Source organism: Bradyrhizobium sp. TM102 (assembly GCF_009176685.1).
In the GTDB taxonomy this organism is placed as follows: domain Bacteria; phylum Pseudomonadota; class Alphaproteobacteria; order Rhizobiales; family Xanthobacteraceae; genus Bradyrhizobium; species Bradyrhizobium ottawaense.
The window spans coordinates 3,609,893-3,625,965 of sequence record NZ_AP021855.1; the positions used below are offsets into that span (position 1 = coordinate 3,609,893).

The window sequence follows — 16,073 nt, forward strand, 5'->3', positions numbered from 1 at the left end:
GCCCGGATTTAGACCGTTGCCTCCGGCCGATTTTGATGTACCACGGGAGCCACACGGCCCGTCCCATAGGCCCCAACGGCCAGGGAAGGGTCCCGCCCAAGGTCGAGACTCAAGAAAAGCATGTTCAAACGCATTCTGATCGCCAATCGCGGCGAAATCGCCTGCCGGGTCATCAAGACTGCCCGCAAGATGGGAATCGAGACGGTTGCCGTCTATTCCGAGGCCGACCGCGACGCCCTCCATGTCGAGATGGCCGACGAGGCCGTGCTGATCGGCCCGCCGGCGGCAGCCGAGAGCTATCTGGTGATCGAGAAGATCGTCGAGGCCTGCCGCAAGACGGGCGCCGAGGCCGTGCATCCCGGTTACGGCTTCCTGTCCGAGCGCGAGGCGTTTCCGCGCGCGCTGGAGGCAGCAGGCATCGTCTTCATCGGCCCGAACCCGGGCGCGATCGCGGCGATGGGCGACAAGATCGAGTCGAAGAAGGCGGCCGCCAAGGCCAAGGTCTCGACCGTGCCCGGCTATCTCGGCGTCATCGAGGACGACAAGCACGCGGTCAGGATCGCCGACGAGATCGGCTATCCCGTGATGATCAAGGCGTCCGCCGGCGGCGGCGGCAAGGGCATGCGCATCGCGCATTCGACCTCCGAGGTTGCGGAAGGTTTCAACCTCGCCAAGGCCGAGGCCAAGGCCTCGTTCGGCGACGATCGCGTCTTCGTCGAAAAGTTCATCGTCGATCCCCGCCACATCGAGATCCAGGTGCTGGGCGACAAGCACGGCAATGTCGTCTATCTCGGCGAGCGCGAGTGCTCGATCCAGCGCCGCAACCAGAAGGTCATCGAGGAGGCGCCGTCGCCGCTGCTCGACGAGGCCACGCGCCGCAAGATGGGCGAGCAGGCCGTCGCGCTGGCCAAGGCCGTGAATTACGACTCCGCCGGCACCGTCGAGTTCGTCGCGGGGCAGGACAAGAGCTTCTACTTCCTGGAGATGAACACGCGCCTCCAGGTTGAGCATCCCGTCACCGAGCTCGTCACCGGCATCGACCTCGTCGAGCAGATGATCCGCGTTGCCGCCGGCGAGAAGCTCGCCATCGCGCAGAAGGACGTCACGCTGACGGGCTGGGCGGTGGAATCGCGCCTCTACGCCGAAGACCCGTTCCGCAACTTCCTGCCCTCGATCGGGCGGCTCGTGAAGTATCGTCCGCCGGCGGAAGCCAGCAAGGACGGCATCACCATCCGCAACGATACCGGCGTCCAGGAGGGCGGCGAGATCTCGATCCATTACGATCCGATGATCGCCAAGCTCGTCACCCATGCGCCCTCGCGCGCGGCCGCGATCGAGGCGCAGGCGACCGCGCTCGACTCGTTCTATGTCGACGGCATCAGGCACAACATCCCGTTCCTGTCGGCGCTGATGCATCATCCGCGCTGGCGCGAGGGGCGGCTCTCGACCGGCTTCATCGCCGAGGAATTCCCCAAAGGCTTTGCGGTGCGCGTGCCGGAAGGCGAGGTCGCCCGGCGCATCGCCGCGGTCGGCGCCGCCATCGATCACGTGTTGGGGGAGCGCAAGCGCCAGATCTCGGGGCAGATGGGCGGCCGCGTCGTGCAGCGCGAGCGGCGCCGCGCGGTCTGGCTCGACCGCCAGGAGATCCAGCTCGAGGTCGGACGCGAAGGCGAGGCGATCGCCGTGCGCTTCATCGACGCCGAGGGCAAGGCCGGCAATTCGCATCTGCTGGCCTCGCCGTGGAAGCCGGGCGATCCGGTCTGGCAGGGCAGCATCGACGGCCACTTCGTCGCGGTGCAGGCGCGGCCGATCCCGAACGGCATCCGCCTCGCGCATCAGGGCGTCGAGGTCCCCGTCTATGTCTGGACCGAGACGGAAGCGACCTCGGCGCGGCTGATGCCGGTGACGACGGCCTCCGACACCGGCAAGAAGCTGCTGTGCCCGATGCCCGGGCTCATCGTCTCGATCGCGGTGACCGAAGGGCAGGAGGTCAAGGCCGGCGAGACGCTCGCGGTGGTCGAAGCCATGAAGATGCAGAACGTGCTGCGCGCCGAGCAGGACGGCACCGTGAAGAAGGTTCACGCCAGCGCCGGTGCGACGCTGGCGGTGGACGCGCTGATCCTGGAGTTTGCGTAAGGCGCTCCGGAGTACGACAGTCGACCCTCACCCTGAGGAGCCGCGCTTGCGCGGCGTCTCGAAGGGCGAGGCCACAGCCGGGCCTGCATCCTTCGAGACGCGCGCAAGAGCGCGCTCCTCAGGATGCGGAATTGAGAGTGAGGCACCCATGGCCTTTCGTTCCCGCCGCGAGAAACTGCGCCTCATCCTGTCGGGCTCGGCCTGCATCCATCCCGGCTCGGTCTATGACGCGATCTCGATCCGCATCGCCGAGGACCTCGGCTTTCCGCTTGGCATGTTCGGCGGTTCGGTCGCCTCGCTCGCGGTGCTCGGCGATCCTGATATCACGCTGATCACGCTCACCGAGCTTGCGGAGCAGATGCGGCGGATGTCGCGCGCAGCTAGCCTGCCGGTGCTGGTCGATGCCGATCACGGCTATGGCAATGCGCTCAATGTCCGCCGCACGGTGCAGGAGCTGGAGACCGCTGGCGCCGCCGGCCTCACCATCGAGGATACGCTGCTGCCGGCCGCCTTCGGTGAGGCGAAGACGCAGCTGATCTCGCTCGAGGAAGGCGTCGGCAAGATGAAGGCGGCGCTCGATGGCCGCAGCGATGCCTCGCTGGTCATCATGGGCCGCACGGGAGCAGCCTCGATCACCTCGATCGAGGACGCGATCCGCCGTGCGCAGGCCTATGAGGCGACCGGGGTCGATGCGCTGTTCTTCACCGGCATCAAGTCGCGCGCGGAGCTCGAGGCCGTCGCAGCCGCCACGCGCCTGCCGATCGTGCTTGGCGGTGCCCCGGAGGAGCTGAGCGCGCTCGACTATCTCGCCAGTCAGCGCGTGCGTATCGCGCTTCAGGGCCACGCGCCGATCGCGGCTGCGACGCAAGCCGTGTATGAAACGCAGAAGGCACTGCGCGAAGGCACGGCGCCGAAGGCGCTGAGAGGTCTGGCATCATCGGACCTGACCACCCGCGTCATGCGCGAGGCCGACGTCAAGGCGCGCAGCGCCGACTTTCTCGGGCTGAAAAAATGAGCCGGGCGATCCTCCAGGTGATGATCCGCGGCCGCGTCCAGGGCGTCGGCTACCGGGCCTGGGTCGAGTACCAGGCAACTGCGAGCGGCCTCGAAGGCTGGGTCCGCAACCGCCGCGACGGTTGCGTCGAAGCGCTGTTCGCGGGCGCACCGAAGCATGTCGCCGACATGGTCGCGCTGTGCCGCCACGGCCCGCCATCCTCGCGCGTGGACAGCGTGACGAGCGAGACCGCGAGCGCGGATGAGCTGAACCTGCGCAGGGCAGGGGAAGCGTTCTCGGTGTTGCCGACGGTGTAGGTGCTGTCTGTGCGCCGGCCGCAGGGAAAGGTAAATGCCGAGCGGCTAAGTTGGTCTCGTAGGGTGGGCAAAGGCGCTCTTGCGCCGTGCCCACCACGACTTTCGCGATCGTAGTGAGATGGTGGGCACGCTTCGCTTTGCCCACCCTACGAAGTGTTCACCTCTCGAGAACCTCACCGCGGCAGCTTGGCGATCGCTTCGCTCAGCTCGTGGATTTCGTACGGCTTGCGCAGGATCGGGAAATCGCCGCGCACGCCGGCGGCGACGTCGCTGTAGCCGGTGGCGAGCAGGATCGGCAGGCCAGGACGGATCTGACGGAGGCGATGGGCGAGGCTGAGCCCGTCCATCTTGCCGGGCATGACAATGTCCGAGAACACGAAGTCGACGCCGCTATTCTCGATCTCGCGCAAGGCGGCTTCGGCGTCGGCGACCCGGCGGACGTGGTAGCCCAGCTGCTCCAGAAGACCGATGCTGACGAGCGCAACGTCGGGATTGTCCTCGACCAGCAGCACCGTGCCGCTGCCTTGGAAGGATGGTCCTTCAGCCGCTTCTCGCAACGGCGTGTCTTCTCCGCGCGGCAGCAGGATGGTGAACGTCGTGCCCTTGCCGAGCGCGCTTGCGACCTTGACGGTGCCGCCGGCCTGATGGGCGAAGCCGTGCACCTGGGAAAGGCCGAGGCCGGTTCCCTTTCCGATCGGCTTGGTGGTGAAGAACGGCTCGAAGATCTTGTCGAGAACGTCGGAGGGAATGCCGAGCCCGGTATCGGTGACGTCGATTGCGACGAAGTCGCCGGCAAGCGGCGCCTCGTCCAGCACGACATTGTGCGCACCGATCGTCACCGTGCCGCCGTCGGGCATCGCGTCGCGGGCATTGATGACGAGGTTGAGCAGCGCGGTCTCGAGCTCGGAGGCATCGGTCTTGACCGGCCAAACGTCGGGGCCGATGTCGAAGGCCAGGCGTACGGAACTGCCGACGCCGGCATCGAGCACCTCGCGGATCGCCGCGATGCGTTCGGCGAAATCGATCGCCTGCGGATTGACGCTCTGCCGCCGCGCGAAGGTGAGGAGCTGGTTGGTCAACGCCGCGCCGCGCTTGGTGGCGGTCTCGATCGCCGAGATCGCGCGCTGAACCTTGGCCGCGTCGTCGGGGCCTCGCTTCAGCATGTGCAGGCTGCCACTGATGATCATCAGGAGATTGTTGAAGTCGTGCGCGACCCCGCCGGTGAGCTGCCCCAGCGCATCGAACTTCTGGGACTCGGCGAGCTGCTTCTGCATCGCCTCGAGCTTGAGCTGCGTATTGCGGCGTTCTGTGATGTCGCGCGTGATCTTGGCGAAACCGACCAGCTCGCCGTCCTCGTAGATCGGGTCGATCACGACGCTTGCCCAGAAGAAGGTGCCGTCCTTGCGGACGCGCCAGCCTTCCTCCTCATAGCGGCCCTTTTCCCGCGCGATGCCGAGCGCGCGGGCCGGCCTGCCGTTGGCACGGTCAGTCTCGGTGTAGAAGCGGGAGAAATGCTGGCCGAGGATCTCCCCGGGCGAATAGCCTTTGATGCGCTCGCCGCCGATATTCCAGCTGGTGATGATCCCTCTGGGATCGAGCATGTAGAGGGCGTAGTCCGCAACTCCCTCAACCAACAGCCGGAAACTGCGCTCGCTCTCGAACAAGTCTCGCTGTTGACTGAACTTTCCGATCATTCCGGGACCCTGCCTCGACGGGAGCAAACGCCACAGGAGGCGGATGGTTCCCTGAAGTTGGGACATTTTTAGGCAGATATCCGGCACCCGTATACGGGATGAAGCCCGCTTGACAAGGGGACATTATCGTCAGATATTTCTGTCATGACAGAAATGACCGGAAAGAAGAAACTTCCCGCCGCCGTCGAGCGCTTCATCCTGCATTGGGGCGACATGGGGGACGAGTGGGGCGTCAATCGCTCGGTCAGCCAGATTCACGGGCTGCTCTATCTTGCCGAGGCGCCGATGACCGCCGAGGACATCGCCGACACGCTCGGCATGGCTCGCTCGAACGTCTCCAACTCGCTCAAGGAGCTGCTCGCCTGGAACCTGATCCGGCGGGTGCCGATCCTCGGTGACCGCCGCGACCATTACGAGGCCGAGACCGACATCTGGGAGGTCGCCGCCAGAATAGCGGCGCGGCGCAAGGAGCGGGAGCTCGATCCGGCGATCGCGGCGCTCAGGGCGTGCGTGTCCGATGCCGCCGGCGATCCGACCATCAATCCGGTCGCGAGCAAGCGGCTGAAGGAGATGCTCGCCTTCACCGAGCTCGCCGATCACTGGTTCATGCAGATGCTGAAGGTGCCGCGGCCGCGGCTGTTCGCCTTGATGCGGCTTGGCGAGAAGATCGTCAGCCTGCTGCCGCTGGGCAAGGCCAAATAGCGCTGAGGAGGGTGCGATGACGTCGGCTCGATTATCAGGCTCCAACGCATCGACCTCCGCTCACACCAAACTGCTCGACGACCGCCGCTTCCGCGCGCTGCTGTCGGACGAGGATTGGGGCCGGCTGCCGCTGGCGACGTGGCGGCGTTTCTCCAAACGCGTCGCGGACGGCGAGAGCGTCGTCTATGTCGGAGTGGTCGACGAGGTCTCCTTCAGCGACATCGGCTGGTGGTTCGCCCAGGCTGCGCGCCTGATCGGCGGGCCGCTGCCGACCGGCCGCGACACCGGTGTTCCCATGATCGTCACCGTGACCGAGGACGGCACGACCGGCGGTCAGACCTGGACCCGCATCTGCGCGCGCAAGCGCGGCTTTCCGCACGTGATCCATTCCGCCAAGCGTTTTGCCGGTCCGACGGGGCTCGAGGAATATGTCGGCTTCGGCGTCTCGATGGCGCTCCGCACCGCGGTCGAGGACCAGACGCTGACCTTCCGCAGTGCCGGTTATGGGCTCCAGCTCGGACGCCTGTGGATCCCCTTGCCGCGCTGGCTCACCCCGGGCGATCTCATGGTGACGCACCGCGACCTCGGCAACGGCGCATTCCGCTTCACCCTCGATGTCATTCATCCTCGTTACGGCGCGCTGATCCACCAGTCCGCCACCTTCAGGGAGGCCGTATCATGACGCCGCTATTGTGGACGCTCATCGCCATCCAGATCGTGATGGGAGTGTTCGACACCTTCTATCACCACGAATTCACCGAGCGCCTGGCCCGGCGGGTGTCGCAGCGTTTCGAACTCAAGCTGCATGGCATCCGCAACATGCTCTATGCCTTGCTGTTCCTCGTGCTCGGCTGGCTCGAGGTTTATGGATTGCTGGCGCTGCTGATCGTCGCGGTGCTGGTCGCCGAGATCGTCATCACGCTGATGGATTTCGTCGAGGAGGATCTGAGCCGGAAACTGCCGCCGAGCGAGCGCATCAACCACACGCTGCTCGCGATCAATTACGGCGCCATTCTCGTGCTGCTGCTGCCGGTGCTGACCGATTGGGCGATGCAGCCCTTTGGCGTGACCGTCATGAACCAGGGCCTGCTCAGCATCGCCGCGACCGCCTGCGCGGTTGGCGCCTCGCTCTGCGGCCTCAGGGATTTTGCCGCAATGCGCCGGCTCGGCCGGATGCGCAGCGTTCCCGCCGAGGGGCTTGTCGAAAAGCTCCCGGGCCGCAAGACCGTGCTGATAACGGGTGCCACCGGCTTCATCGGCAGTCGCCTCGCGGCGAGCCTCAGCGGCGCCGGGCATCAGGTCATCGCGCTGATCCGCAATCCCGCGAAGGCGGAGATGCTGCCGCCGCCGGTCACGCTGATCACCAGCCTCGATCAGCTCGCCGCGGACACGCCAATCGACGCCATCGTCAATCTCGCCGGCGAGCCGATTGGCAACGGCTTGTGGACCGAGGCGAAGCGCGCGAAGATTCTTGGCTCCCGCATCGACATGACGGGCGAAATCGTCAAACTGATCGCGCGGCTCGATCGCAAGCCCGAGGTGCTGGTCAGCGGCTCCGCGATCGGCTGGTACGGATTGTGGGCCGACCAGGTGCTGACGGAGTCGGCCAAGTCGCACGCCTGTTTCAGCCACGAGCTCTGCGCGGCCTGGGAGAAGGCGGCGCGGCCGGCGGAGGAGCTTGGCGTGCGCGTCGTCTGTTTGCGCATCGGCCTCGTGCTCGGCACCGAAGGCGGCTTCGTCACGCGCATGCTGACGCCGTTCGAGTTCGGCCTCGGTGGTCCCATCGGCACCGGGCGGCAGTGGATGTCCTGGATCGAGCGCGATGATCTCATTCGCCTGATCGCCTATGTGATGGCGACGCCGGATCTGTCGGGCCCCGTCAATGCCACCGCGCCGATCCCGGTGACCAATGCAAAATTCACCGAGGAGCTTGGCCGCCGCCTGCATCGGCCGGCGATCTTCCGCATTCCCGGCGGCTTGTTGCGCCGGATCGGCGGCGGCTTCGCCGACGAGCTGCTGCTCGGCGGTCAGCGCGTGCTGCCCAACAAGGCGCTGAGCCGCGGCTTTGTATTCAGGCACGAGACGCTGCGCAGCGCGTTCGAGGCGATTTTGTGAGACATCAGGTGGCCGCGACGCTCCGAAACGTCGCCGCCACCGCGCGTAGCGCCGCAAGCTTGGCGGGATCGCTGACCTTCGAATGTAGCATCACCTTCGAGCTGCCGAGTTTCGGCAGCCTGTGCGCGGGTCCAATATCGACCAGCCCGGGAGGCGCGATCCGCCGCGCCAGTGGCGCAATCGCAAGTCCCGCGAGCGCAGCTGCGACCACCGCCGTGACGCCGCCGCCGACAAAGCGCTCGTGCCAGGCGAGGCCGGCCTTGTCGAGCGCGCGCACGGCGATGGCGCGGACGCCGCAGGGCGGAGCGAGGGTTGCGAGCGGCAGCGCTTCGCCCTTCGGCAGGGTGAAGCGCCGTGACGCGAACCAGCCGAATTCGTCCTCGGTCAGCCTCTCGCCGCCGCGGCGGCTGCCCTCCTGGCGGACGATCACAGCGTCCAGCTCGCCGGCGTCATAGGCGTCCTGCATCTCGCGCGAGAAGCCGATGGTGACGGCGAGGGTGAGATTTGACGACATCGCGTGCAGGCGTTCCAGCAGCGGCACCAGCTCGGGGCCGGCGGCGTGATCGGAGATGCCGAGCGAGAGCGATTGCGCGGCCGGGGCCTCGCCCGACAGCGCGCGGTCATGCGCCGCCATCAGCGCGCGGGCGCGATCGAGGAAGCTGGCGCCGTCGGCAGTGAGCCGGACCGCGCGTGGCGAGCGCTCGACGAGGCGTCTTCCCAGCAACGTCTCCAGCCGCTGCAGCTTGAGACTGACAGCGGCTTGCGTCGTGCCCAGCGCCTCGGCAGCACGCGTAAAACTCTGGAGGTCGGCGACCAGCAGGAAGGCCTTGATGGTGGCGATATCGAGGGTGGCTGTCATTATAGATCGTTATCACTGGTATCAACAGAGATAAGATATCAAAATGACGAGGAGAGGTCTAGCTTCTCACCAACGCCGGGCAAATCCCGCGCTGCATCTTGAGGAGAGCCACCATGCCGCTGATCACCGTGTCCTACACCTCGTCCCGCCAGTCGCCCTCGCTGAAGGCCGAGATCGCCAACGCCGTGTCCGAGCTCACCGCAAAGATCCTGCACAAGGATCCCAAGGTGACTGCCATCATCGTGAAGTCGGTCGAGGCCGACGACTGGTTCGCCGGCGGCAAGTCGCTCGCCGAGCAGAAGCTTGCCAGCTACTGGATCGACATCCACGTCACCGAAGGCACCAATACCAAGGACGAGAAGGCCGCTTATCTTGCCGCCATGTTCAAGCGCATGGCCGAGATTCTCGGGCCGTTGCATCCCGAGACCTATCTGCATGTCGACGAGGTCAAGGGCGATGCCTACGGTTTCGGCGGCCTCACCCAGGAACGCCGCTACATCGCCGGCAAGCTCGACGTGTCGCTGCAGGCGGCGTGAGGCTGCAAGCCGCGGGTAGAGCCATCTCACCCGCGGCCTGATCGTCAGCTTGCTGCCCTGAACTGAACTTCGGAATTGTTCAGGAAGCACGTCTTGTCGAACAGCTTCAGATCCAGCGGATTTGGCAAGCGGACATCGTCGAGGTCGGGGCAGGGCTTGACTGCGGGATCGTAGGAACGATCGATCTGCGAGATGAAGGCGACGATCAGCCCCTTGTCGCGTGCGAACGATTTCAGCGCGCGAACCTGAACGGAGAGGTCGGGGTTTTCCCGCCTCTGGTCGAGCAATTGCAGATAGTCGATCACCACGAACGTGCCGCATGGTGCCGCGGCCATCTCCTTGACGATGTAATCGGCGCTGATGGCGTCGGAGCAATCGACATCGAAGAGCTCGCGGAATTGCGCGGGGTCCGCGCCGATCGCCTGGAAGCGCTCCAGAACATCCTTCTCGGTGTATTCGAGCGAGAAGAACGCAGCGCGATGGCCCGACCGCATGGCTTCCACGGCAAGTTCGAGGCTCATCAGAGTCTTGCCCTGGCCGGGGCGCGCGCCGACCAGCACCAAATCGCCGGGCCGGAATTGCGGAAGCAGCCTGCCCGCCGGCGTGATGGCCGCGGCTTTCGCTGCGAGCATGCTCCAGGCGGAAAACCCTTCCGTCGTCGCGATGCGATCAAGTGCATCGTGCAGCGGAATGCCTTCCTCGCGGGACAGGCGCTTCGCCTTGCGCTTCAGATGATAGATCGGTGCAGACAATCTCATCGTCAAAACCTCCCATTGCGAGCAGAAAGCGCAATCCCTCCTTATGCCTGGCGCTCGAACAGTCGGCCGATGATCTCATCGCCCGGCATGAAGTCTGCTTTCCCGGCGGAGGGGGGAGGCGTGGGCGACACCTGACGCGAGCATAGCCGATTCCGCGACGAGCGGGGACTGCGCGCGGTTGGGCGCCACAAAAATGCTAGGCGGCCGCTTCCGGTACCAACGCTTTGGTCGGCCCGAACAGCTCCTCAAATGCCTGCCGAAGCGCGATGTCGACGTCAGCCATGGTCACGAGCTGGCCGAGGTCGACCAGCGAGGTGACGCCGTAGCGGGCGTCAGTGACGCCGCACGGCACGATGCCGGTGAAATGCGACAGCTCCGGCTCGACATTGATGGCGATGCCGTGGAACGAGACCCAGCGTTTCAGCCGCACGCCGATCGCCGCGATCTTGTCCTCGTAACCTTCGCCCTTGTCGGGGCGCCTGACCCAGACGCCGACTCGATCCTCACGCCGCTCGCCGCGGACATTGAAGGCGGCGAGCGTGCGCAGAATCAGCTCCTCCAGGCTCGCGACATAAGCCCGGACGTCCGGCCGGCGGCGCTTGAGGTCGAGCATGACATAGGCAACCCGCTGGCCCGGCCCGTGATAGGTGAGCTGCCCGCCGCGCCCGGTGGCGAAGATCGGGAATCGGGGATCGCGCAGGTCGCTGTCCTTGCCCGAGGTGCCGGAGGTGTAGAGCGGGGGGTGTTCGAGCAGCCAGACCAGCTCCGCGGCCTCGCCCGCGGCAATGGCGGCGACCCGGGCTTCCATCTCGGCCACCGCCTCCGGATAGGGCACCGCCGCGTCCGAGATTCGCCACTCCACGGGCTGGCCGTGGGACGCCGAAAACGACGTCAAATCCAGCTCTTGGCGCGGGTTTTGGGGCAAATTAACCATTGGCTAACCATAACGTGGTGATCATTGCAGGCGCAAATGCCAAGGGCTTGTTCCAAGTCCTTGGTCCTTCGTCCCTGGTTGCGGCGGTCCTGACAGTGCCCACTCTCGATAAAGTCACCGTGGATCTCATGGTCGTCCTCGGGACGACCACGATGCCGATCCATCAAGTATTACGTCTTTCCCGCGGCGCCATCATCGAGCTGGACGCAACCGAGGCCGATGAGGTCAAGGTTTTGGCCAATAATCTGCCGGTCGCCTCCGGCGTCGTGCTGGTCGACCGCAACCGGATCGCGGTCGAGGTCAAGCAGATGCTGCCGCGCACGCCGGGCACGCGGTAGCGGCCCGGGGACCCGATAGGCCGGGAGCACGCGGTCGCGGCCCGGTACACGGTAGGGGCACTGGGCCGGCGGTAAGGGCCGATTCGGGGGGAAGGCCAGGAACTTTCCTGCAAAGCTGTGGAATTCAGGGCCTTTGCAGGCTTGTACCCCTCTGATGGATTTGTTAGATCGGCGCCGTTGATCCGGCCGGCCTTCAAGCCTCAAGCCGGCATCCCCAAAGCGCTCGTGGCGGAACTGGTAGACGCGCTGCCTTGAGGTGGCAGTGAGTAAAATCGTGGGGGTTCGAGTCCCTCCGAGCGCACCACCTTCATCCCTTATCGTTGTTTGGGCAGAATTTCGGCGGCCGCCTCGTGCGCCGCCCGTTGATCTGACGGATCATGTGCGCAGCCGCCGGCAGGGGCGTCCGGTGGGAAGATGCTGTCGTAGATCGCACGCGCCTCGCGGATGAGGCGCTGCCGCTCGAGTTCGGATTTCGAGGCGAAGCGGACGATTTTGGTCATTCGCGCTCCAAAACTTCGTTCGCGCGCCGCCAGACTGGAAACGGGTCTGCAAGCTTCGCCCATTCCGTGACGTTCATGGCCGGCTTGCCCGGGACAAGGCAGGCATCCAGGCGTGCGCGGAGCGCGCTCTCGTCCATGCCCGCGCCGATGAACACGATTTCCTGGCGGCGATCGCCATAGATGTCGTTCCAGTTCGCACGCAACCGCTTGCGCCAAAACGGGTCGTCCGGCCAGCGTTCCGCAGGCACGCTCGCCCACCAGAATCCAAGGGCCTCGGTGCGCGTGATCGCGCCGGCCTGGCTGATCTCGCCCAGCCATTGCGGCCGCGTCGCCAGCCAGAAATGTCCCTTGGCGCGAATGACACCGGGCCAGGGCTCTCGCACGAACTTGTCGAATTTTTCGGGATCGAACGGCCGGCGCGCCCGATAGACGAAGCTGCTCACGCCGTATTCCTCCGTCTCCGGCACGTGATCGGCAAAGCCGTAGAGTTCCTTGAACCAGAGTGGATGCGCCTGCGCCTTTTCGAAGTCGAACCGGCCGGTGTCGAGAATGCGATCGAAGGCGACCCGGCTGTGGTTGGCTTCGATCAACTCCGCTTCCGGATTGAGCGCGCGGATGATCTTTCGCGCTGTTTCGCGTTGTGCCGGCGAGGCGTCATCGACCTTGTTGAGCACGATCACGTCGGCAAATTCGATCTGCTCGACGAGCAGATCGACCAGCGTGCGCTTGTCGTGCGCAAGCGCTTCGCCGCGCTGCTCCAGGAAATCCGTCGATGAATAATCCCTCAGCAGATTCACCGCGTCGACCACGGTGACCATGGTGTCGAGGCGTGCCACGTCGGAGAGGCTTTCGCCGTCCTCGGAACGGAAGTCGAAGGTCGCAGCAACCGGCAGCGGCTCGGAGATGCCGGTGGATTCGATCAGCAGATAATCGAACCGGTCGTTTTCGGCGAGGGCGCGCACCTCCTTCAGCAGGTCGTCGCGCAGCGTGCAACAGATGCACCCGTTGGTCATCTCGACGAGCTTCTCGTCAGTCCTGGACAGGTTCGCACCGCCACCACGGACCAGATCCGCATCGATGTTCACCTCGCTCATGTCGTTGACGATCACCGCCACTTTCAGGCCGTGCCGGTTGTTCAGGACGTGGTTCATCAAAGTGGTCTTTCCAGCCCCGAGGAAGCCGGACAAGACGGTGACGGGGAGTTTTTGCATGGAGATCGAACAGTCTTTTCAAGGGGATAGAGTGACGCGGGGGCATTGGGACCGGATATGTAATGTTATAACATTACATTCATTGTCGGCGTCGTCGTCAAGCCGTTTTGCGGTTCAACTGAAGTTGCGAACGTTCAAGTGATTGTTCTTTGCCCCGTGGGAGCGGTCGGGGCAGGCAAAATGCCGGACAGCGGTGCGCCGGAGAACGGGCGACGCAGCCCAGCGTAGAAATCGAACTGAACGTCAAGCAGGTTGCATCACTGCGGCAAGTGCACCAGCAGCCAGGCGCCCGCGGCCACACATGCGATGCCGGCAGCGCGCGCGATCCATCGTCCGACCGGCGTAACTTTCTCCAGGAGGACAAGCAGCGCCAAAACCGCGATCCAGAGCACGTTCATCACTCCGCCTACGAACAACAGCGCCATCAAAACCCAGCAGCAACCGACACAATAGCCTCCGTGCCGAAGTCCCAGCAGCAGGCAGCCGCGCAGGTCGCCGCGAAAGCCGCCATGGCGCATCAGGAACAGAAACGGCGACTGGCATTGGGCGAGACAGACGTCCTTCAGCGGTGTCCATTGATAGACACCAGCCGCGACCAGCACGATGGCGCCGAGCAGGTTGCTTGCGAGCGCCATTCGGGAATCCAGCAAGGTGGCGCGCTCGACCGCCCATTGAAGAAGGGTGGCCGCCAGCGAAAAGCCGCACCAGGCGAGGAGATAACCGGCGGCAAACCAGCCGGTCGCGGCGAACGGCTTGCCCTGTGCTTTGCCCTGTCGGCCTACGCGGGCGTACATCAGGATCATCGGCGCGGCCGAAGGGGCCATCATTCCGATCATCATCACCGCCCACATCAGCATCACGTAGGCGAACTCGAATGTTCGCCACGGCTCGCTCGTCGGCAGCATGATTCCGATCCCGGCCGGGATCATGCGGAATCCGGCCATGTCCATGCCGCCCATGTCCATGTCGTTGGCGAGCCAGAGCACATAGCTCCATGCCAGCCCGACAATGAGGCCGATCGCGCCGCCGACGATCCAGCGATCGCGACGCAGCACGGTTTCCAGTGGGTTGTCCGTCATTGGCGATCGAAATTGCCGGGCCTGACGCCGGCCGGTATCGGAAGTTTACATCACGCCTGGTTCGACCAGCGGATCGGCGCATAGAGGCCGTTCCTGCCGGAATTATCCCAGCGCATGCCATGATCGCTGAAGGTATTGCCGGCGGCGCCGACGGCCATCACCATGGCATCGGGGCTGACCGGATGGCCGATGTTCGCCCACATCTCCCCGCTCGGATGCATGGTTGGCAGGGGATCGACGGACATGTGCAGGATGCCGGGAATTTCCGCGGACCGCGTCTTGCCGTCGATCCGGAACGTGATCGGGACCTTGCGTACCCCCAGGTTCTTGCTGATCAGCGGCGTGAACGCGGCCATCGGACCGCCGGCACCGCCGGTGAAGATCGCAGCCAGGGCCTCGGTCTGCTCATCGCTGGCGCGCTGATCGATATAGGCGGCGATCGACCAATCTCCGTCTGCCATGACCCCAGGTGCGTGGAGGACGACGAGGACATTAAGTCCATCCAGCTCGATGTCACCGTAGCGGCCGCTCTCGATGTGGAAGATCAGCGGTACGTTGCAGAAGCCCTCGGTCGGTCGTGCGGTCAACGGGGGCGCCGCCGACACCAGGCAGGGACACACGATGCTGCAACTGCAATTCTCGAAATAGTCACCGGAAAGGTGCCATGGGACATCTGCCATCGCTGTCTCCCGCTAGGCCGAACCCGATAGATGCTTTCGAATGAGCTACGCTTGGTTGAAAGTTACGCCGCGCGGCGGAGCCCCGCAATGGGGCTCGGCCGATTTACGGAAAAGTGCACCGATCAGCTGGAATTGCGCCTGAACTCCAAACGCGACCGTCCTCCGAGCGTACCGAAGCCAATTTTCCCTTTGAGATCACGAATATTTTCTGGACGTGGTCCGGAGATGGCCGAGCCTACTGCGGCTCGATTCCGGCCGCTTTGATGATCCGTCCCCATTTGCCGATCTCGGCTTTCAGAAAAGCTTCGAGGGCTTCCGGCGTCGCGCGCTCGGGCTCGACCGGCGCCATGCTGAGCTCGGCAAAGCGGCTGATCAGCGCGGGATCCTTCAGCGCCGTCTGCAGTGCGCCCACGAGATGGTCGACGACGGGCTTGGGCGTGCCGCGCGGCGCGTAGAGGCCGTACCAGGTCGTGACATTGAACTCGGGAACGCCGGCTTCAGTCGAGGTCGGCACATCAGGCAGCGTCGCGACACGCGTCTTGCTGGTGATGGCATAGCCCTTGATCGTCTTCGACTGGATGTACGGCGTCGGCCCTGTCGCGGGATCGCAATAGACGTCGATGTGGCCTGCGATGACGTCGTTCAGCGCCGGTCCGCCGCCCTTGTAGTAGATCGGGGTGAGCTTGGTATCGGTGGCGCTCATGAACATCAGGCCGCAGAGCTGCGAGGCCGAGCCGAGACCGACATTGCCGAAAGTGATCTTGTCACCGGCGTTGCGAATGTGCGCGACCAGCTCGCCGAGATCCTTGGCTGGAAAATTCGGTCGCGCCACCAGGATCATCGGGACGTCGGTGACGAGCCCGACCGGTGCGAAATCGCCGACCGGATCGAACGGCAGCTTGGCGTAGAGGGCAGGCGCGGTGGCCTGGCCGACATGCATCAGCAGCAGCGTGTAGCCATCCGCGGCCGCCTTGGCGACGCGGTTGGTGCCCAGCGTGCCGCCGGCACCGACGACATTCTCGATGACGATGGACTGTTTCAGCGTTGCGCTCATGGCGCTGCCGAGGATACGTGCGATGACGTCGCCGGGACCGCCGGCGGAGAACGGCACGATCATCGTGACCGGGCGATTGGGAAAGTCGTCAGCGAGCGCTGCGCCGCAGGGATGAAGCAGGAGGAACAGGATCAGCGATCGTACGAGAAACTTCATCGAACACTCC

The 16,073-nt window shown here is 64.9% G+C and carries 17 protein-coding genes and 1 tRNA gene; 9 read left to right on the forward strand and 9 right to left on the reverse strand.

Annotated features, from left to right (window positions below; translation table 11 throughout):
• The first annotated feature begins 120 nt into the window (after positions 1 to 120).
• From GDN70_RS17205 to GDN70_RS17215, 3 genes are all read left to right on the forward strand, one after another.
• Entirely contained in the window at positions 121 to 2,136 is a 2,016-nt protein-coding gene (locus GDN70_RS17205) for an acetyl/propionyl/methylcrotonyl-CoA carboxylase subunit alpha (RefSeq protein WP_038972902.1), read from the forward strand.
• A 148-nt stretch (positions 2,137 to 2,284) separates the two neighbouring features.
• Positions 2,285 to 3,151, forward strand: coding sequence for an oxaloacetate decarboxylase (locus GDN70_RS17210; RefSeq protein ID WP_028140586.1), 867 nt, complete (start codon positions 2,285 to 2,287; stop codon positions 3,149 to 3,151).
• A complete protein-coding gene (locus GDN70_RS17215) occupies positions 3,148 to 3,447 on the forward strand; it encodes an acylphosphatase (protein ID WP_018320639.1) in 300 nt (99 codons plus the stop codon). Before GDN70_RS17210 ends, GDN70_RS17215 begins: the two co-directional genes overlap by 4 nt.
• 173 nt (positions 3,448 to 3,620) lie before the next feature.
• Here the strand turns inward: GDN70_RS17215 and GDN70_RS17220 are convergent, their stop codons facing one another.
• A complete protein-coding gene (locus GDN70_RS17220) occupies positions 3,621 to 5,141 on the reverse strand; it encodes a PAS domain-containing sensor histidine kinase (protein ID WP_028140585.1) in 1,521 nt (506 codons plus the stop codon).
• A 144-nt stretch (positions 5,142 to 5,285) separates the two neighbouring features.
• Between GDN70_RS17220 and GDN70_RS17225 the strand changes: the two genes are divergently transcribed.
• Genes GDN70_RS17225 through GDN70_RS17235 form a run of 3 tightly spaced genes read left to right on the forward strand, consistent with a single transcriptional unit; the run spans position 5,286 to position 7,958 of the window.
• A complete protein-coding gene (locus GDN70_RS17225) occupies positions 5,286 to 5,843 on the forward strand; it encodes a GbsR/MarR family transcriptional regulator (RefSeq protein ID WP_152102817.1) in 558 nt (185 codons plus the stop codon).
• Between the two features lie 16 nt (positions 5,844 to 5,859).
• Positions 5,860 to 6,525 (forward strand): DUF4166 domain-containing protein, encoded by a 666-nt coding sequence (locus GDN70_RS17230; RefSeq protein WP_152102818.1) that lies wholly within the window; start codon positions 5,860 to 5,862, stop codon positions 6,523 to 6,525.
• Entirely contained in the window at positions 6,522 to 7,958 is a 1,437-nt protein-coding gene (locus GDN70_RS17235; protein WP_152102819.1) for a TIGR01777 family oxidoreductase, read from the forward strand. The genes GDN70_RS17230 and GDN70_RS17235 overlap by 4 nt, the downstream gene beginning before the upstream one ends.
• Before the next feature lie 4 nt (positions 7,959 to 7,962).
• Here the strand turns inward: GDN70_RS17235 and GDN70_RS17240 are convergent, their stop codons facing one another.
• Positions 7,963 to 8,817: a LysR family transcriptional regulator gene (locus tag GDN70_RS17240; RefSeq protein WP_028140581.1), complete on the reverse strand. Its 855-nt coding sequence runs from the start codon at positions 8,815 to 8,817 to the stop codon at positions 7,963 to 7,965.
• A gap of 113 nt (positions 8,818 to 8,930) precedes the next feature.
• On the opposite strand from GDN70_RS17240, the gene GDN70_RS17245 reads away from it, so the two are divergent.
• Positions 8,931 to 9,353: a 4-oxalocrotonate tautomerase family protein gene (locus GDN70_RS17245; protein ID WP_028140580.1), complete on the forward strand. Its 423-nt coding sequence runs from the start codon at positions 8,931 to 8,933 to the stop codon at positions 9,351 to 9,353.
• 44 nt (positions 9,354 to 9,397) lie between these two features.
• Here the strand turns inward: GDN70_RS17245 and GDN70_RS17250 are convergent, their stop codons facing one another.
• Both GDN70_RS17250 and lipB read right to left on the reverse strand, forming a co-directional pair.
• Entirely contained in the window at positions 9,398 to 10,111 is a 714-nt protein-coding gene (locus GDN70_RS17250) for a DNA helicase (RefSeq protein WP_173015826.1), read from the reverse strand.
• Positions 10,112 to 10,307: 196 nt separating this feature from the next.
• Positions 10,308 to 11,045 carry a lipoyl(octanoyl) transferase LipB gene (lipB, locus tag GDN70_RS17255; RefSeq protein ID WP_095426271.1) on the reverse strand — a complete coding sequence of 246 codons (738 nt, stop codon included), beginning with the start codon at positions 11,043 to 11,045 and terminating at the stop codon, positions 10,308 to 10,310.
• Positions 11,046 to 11,140: 95 nt separating this feature from the next.
• On the opposite strand from lipB, the gene GDN70_RS17260 reads away from it, so the two are divergent.
• Together GDN70_RS17260 and GDN70_RS17265 are read left to right on the forward strand one after the other, a co-directional pair.
• The gene (locus tag GDN70_RS17260) at positions 11,141 to 11,383 is read left to right on the forward strand and encodes a FliM/FliN family flagellar motor switch protein (protein WP_011088012.1); all 243 of its coding nucleotides are present in this window, start codon (positions 11,141 to 11,143) and stop codon (positions 11,381 to 11,383) included.
• 219 nt (positions 11,384 to 11,602) lie between these two features.
• Positions 11,603 to 11,687 (forward strand) — tRNA-Leu (locus GDN70_RS17265).
• A 10-nt stretch (positions 11,688 to 11,697) separates the two neighbouring features.
• On the opposite strand, the gene GDN70_RS17270 is transcribed toward GDN70_RS17265, so the two are convergent.
• From GDN70_RS17270 to GDN70_RS17290, 5 genes are all read right to left on the reverse strand, one after another.
• On the reverse strand, positions 11,698 to 11,883 hold the full coding sequence (locus tag GDN70_RS17270) for a hypothetical protein (protein ID WP_049806662.1): 186 nt from the start codon (positions 11,881 to 11,883) through the stop codon (positions 11,698 to 11,700).
• Complete coding sequence (gene zigA / locus GDN70_RS17275; protein ID WP_038949980.1) at positions 11,880 to 13,094, reverse strand: zinc metallochaperone GTPase ZigA; 1,215 nt, start codon at positions 13,092 to 13,094, stop codon at positions 11,880 to 11,882. Before zigA ends, GDN70_RS17270 begins: the two co-directional genes overlap by 4 nt.
• 257 nt (positions 13,095 to 13,351) lie before the next feature.
• The gene (locus GDN70_RS17280; protein WP_038949979.1) at positions 13,352 to 14,173 is read right to left on the reverse strand and encodes a DUF2182 domain-containing protein; all 822 of its coding nucleotides are present in this window, start codon (positions 14,171 to 14,173) and stop codon (positions 13,352 to 13,354) included.
• 50 nt (positions 14,174 to 14,223) lie between these two features.
• Positions 14,224 to 14,853, reverse strand: coding sequence for a DUF1326 domain-containing protein (locus GDN70_RS17285; RefSeq protein WP_038949978.1), 630 nt, complete (start codon positions 14,851 to 14,853; stop codon positions 14,224 to 14,226).
• A gap of 235 nt (positions 14,854 to 15,088) precedes the next feature.
• On the reverse strand, positions 15,089 to 16,063 hold the full coding sequence (locus GDN70_RS17290; RefSeq protein WP_038949976.1) for a tripartite tricarboxylate transporter substrate-binding protein: 975 nt from the start codon (positions 16,061 to 16,063) through the stop codon (positions 15,089 to 15,091).
• Positions 16,064 to 16,073 lie beyond the last annotated feature (10 nt).

Coding starts and splice junctions, on each gene's coding strand:
- GDN70_RS17205 (WP_038972902.1), top strand. CDS start 121: ATGTTCAAACGCATTCTGATCGCCAATCGCGGCGAAATCGCCTGCCGG.
- GDN70_RS17210 (WP_028140586.1), top strand. CDS start 2,285: ATGGCCTTTCGTTCCCGCCGCGAGAAACTGCGCCTCATCCTGTCGGGC.
- GDN70_RS17215 (WP_018320639.1), top strand. CDS start 3,148: ATGAGCCGGGCGATCCTCCAGGTGATGATCCGCGGCCGCGTCCAGGGC.
- GDN70_RS17220 (WP_028140585.1), bottom strand. CDS start 5,141: ATGATCGGAAAGTTCAGTCAACAGCGAGACTTGTTCGAGAGCGAGCGC.
- GDN70_RS17225 (WP_152102817.1), top strand. CDS start 5,286: ATGACAGAAATGACCGGAAAGAAGAAACTTCCCGCCGCCGTCGAGCGC.
- GDN70_RS17230 (WP_152102818.1), top strand. CDS start 5,860: ATGACGTCGGCTCGATTATCAGGCTCCAACGCATCGACCTCCGCTCAC.
- GDN70_RS17235 (WP_152102819.1), top strand. CDS start 6,522: ATGACGCCGCTATTGTGGACGCTCATCGCCATCCAGATCGTGATGGGA.
- GDN70_RS17240 (WP_028140581.1), bottom strand. CDS start 8,817: ATGACAGCCACCCTCGATATCGCCACCATCAAGGCCTTCCTGCTGGTC.
- GDN70_RS17245 (WP_028140580.1), top strand. CDS start 8,931: ATGCCGCTGATCACCGTGTCCTACACCTCGTCCCGCCAGTCGCCCTCG.
- GDN70_RS17250 (WP_173015826.1), bottom strand. CDS start 10,111: ATGAGATTGTCTGCACCGATCTATCATCTGAAGCGCAAGGCGAAGCGC.
- lipB (WP_095426271.1), bottom strand. CDS start 11,045: ATGGTTAATTTGCCCCAAAACCCGCGCCAAGAGCTGGATTTGACGTCG.
- GDN70_RS17270 (WP_049806662.1), bottom strand. CDS start 11,883: ATGACCAAAATCGTCCGCTTCGCCTCGAAATCCGAACTCGAGCGGCAG.
- zigA (WP_038949980.1), bottom strand. CDS start 13,094: ATGCAAAAACTCCCCGTCACCGTCTTGTCCGGCTTCCTCGGGGCTGGA.
- GDN70_RS17280 (WP_038949979.1), bottom strand. CDS start 14,173: ATGACGGACAACCCACTGGAAACCGTGCTGCGTCGCGATCGCTGGATC.
- GDN70_RS17285 (WP_038949978.1), bottom strand. CDS start 14,853: ATGGCAGATGTCCCATGGCACCTTTCCGGTGACTATTTCGAGAATTGC.
- GDN70_RS17290 (WP_038949976.1), bottom strand. CDS start 16,063: ATGAAGTTTCTCGTACGATCGCTGATCCTGTTCCTCCTGCTTCATCCC.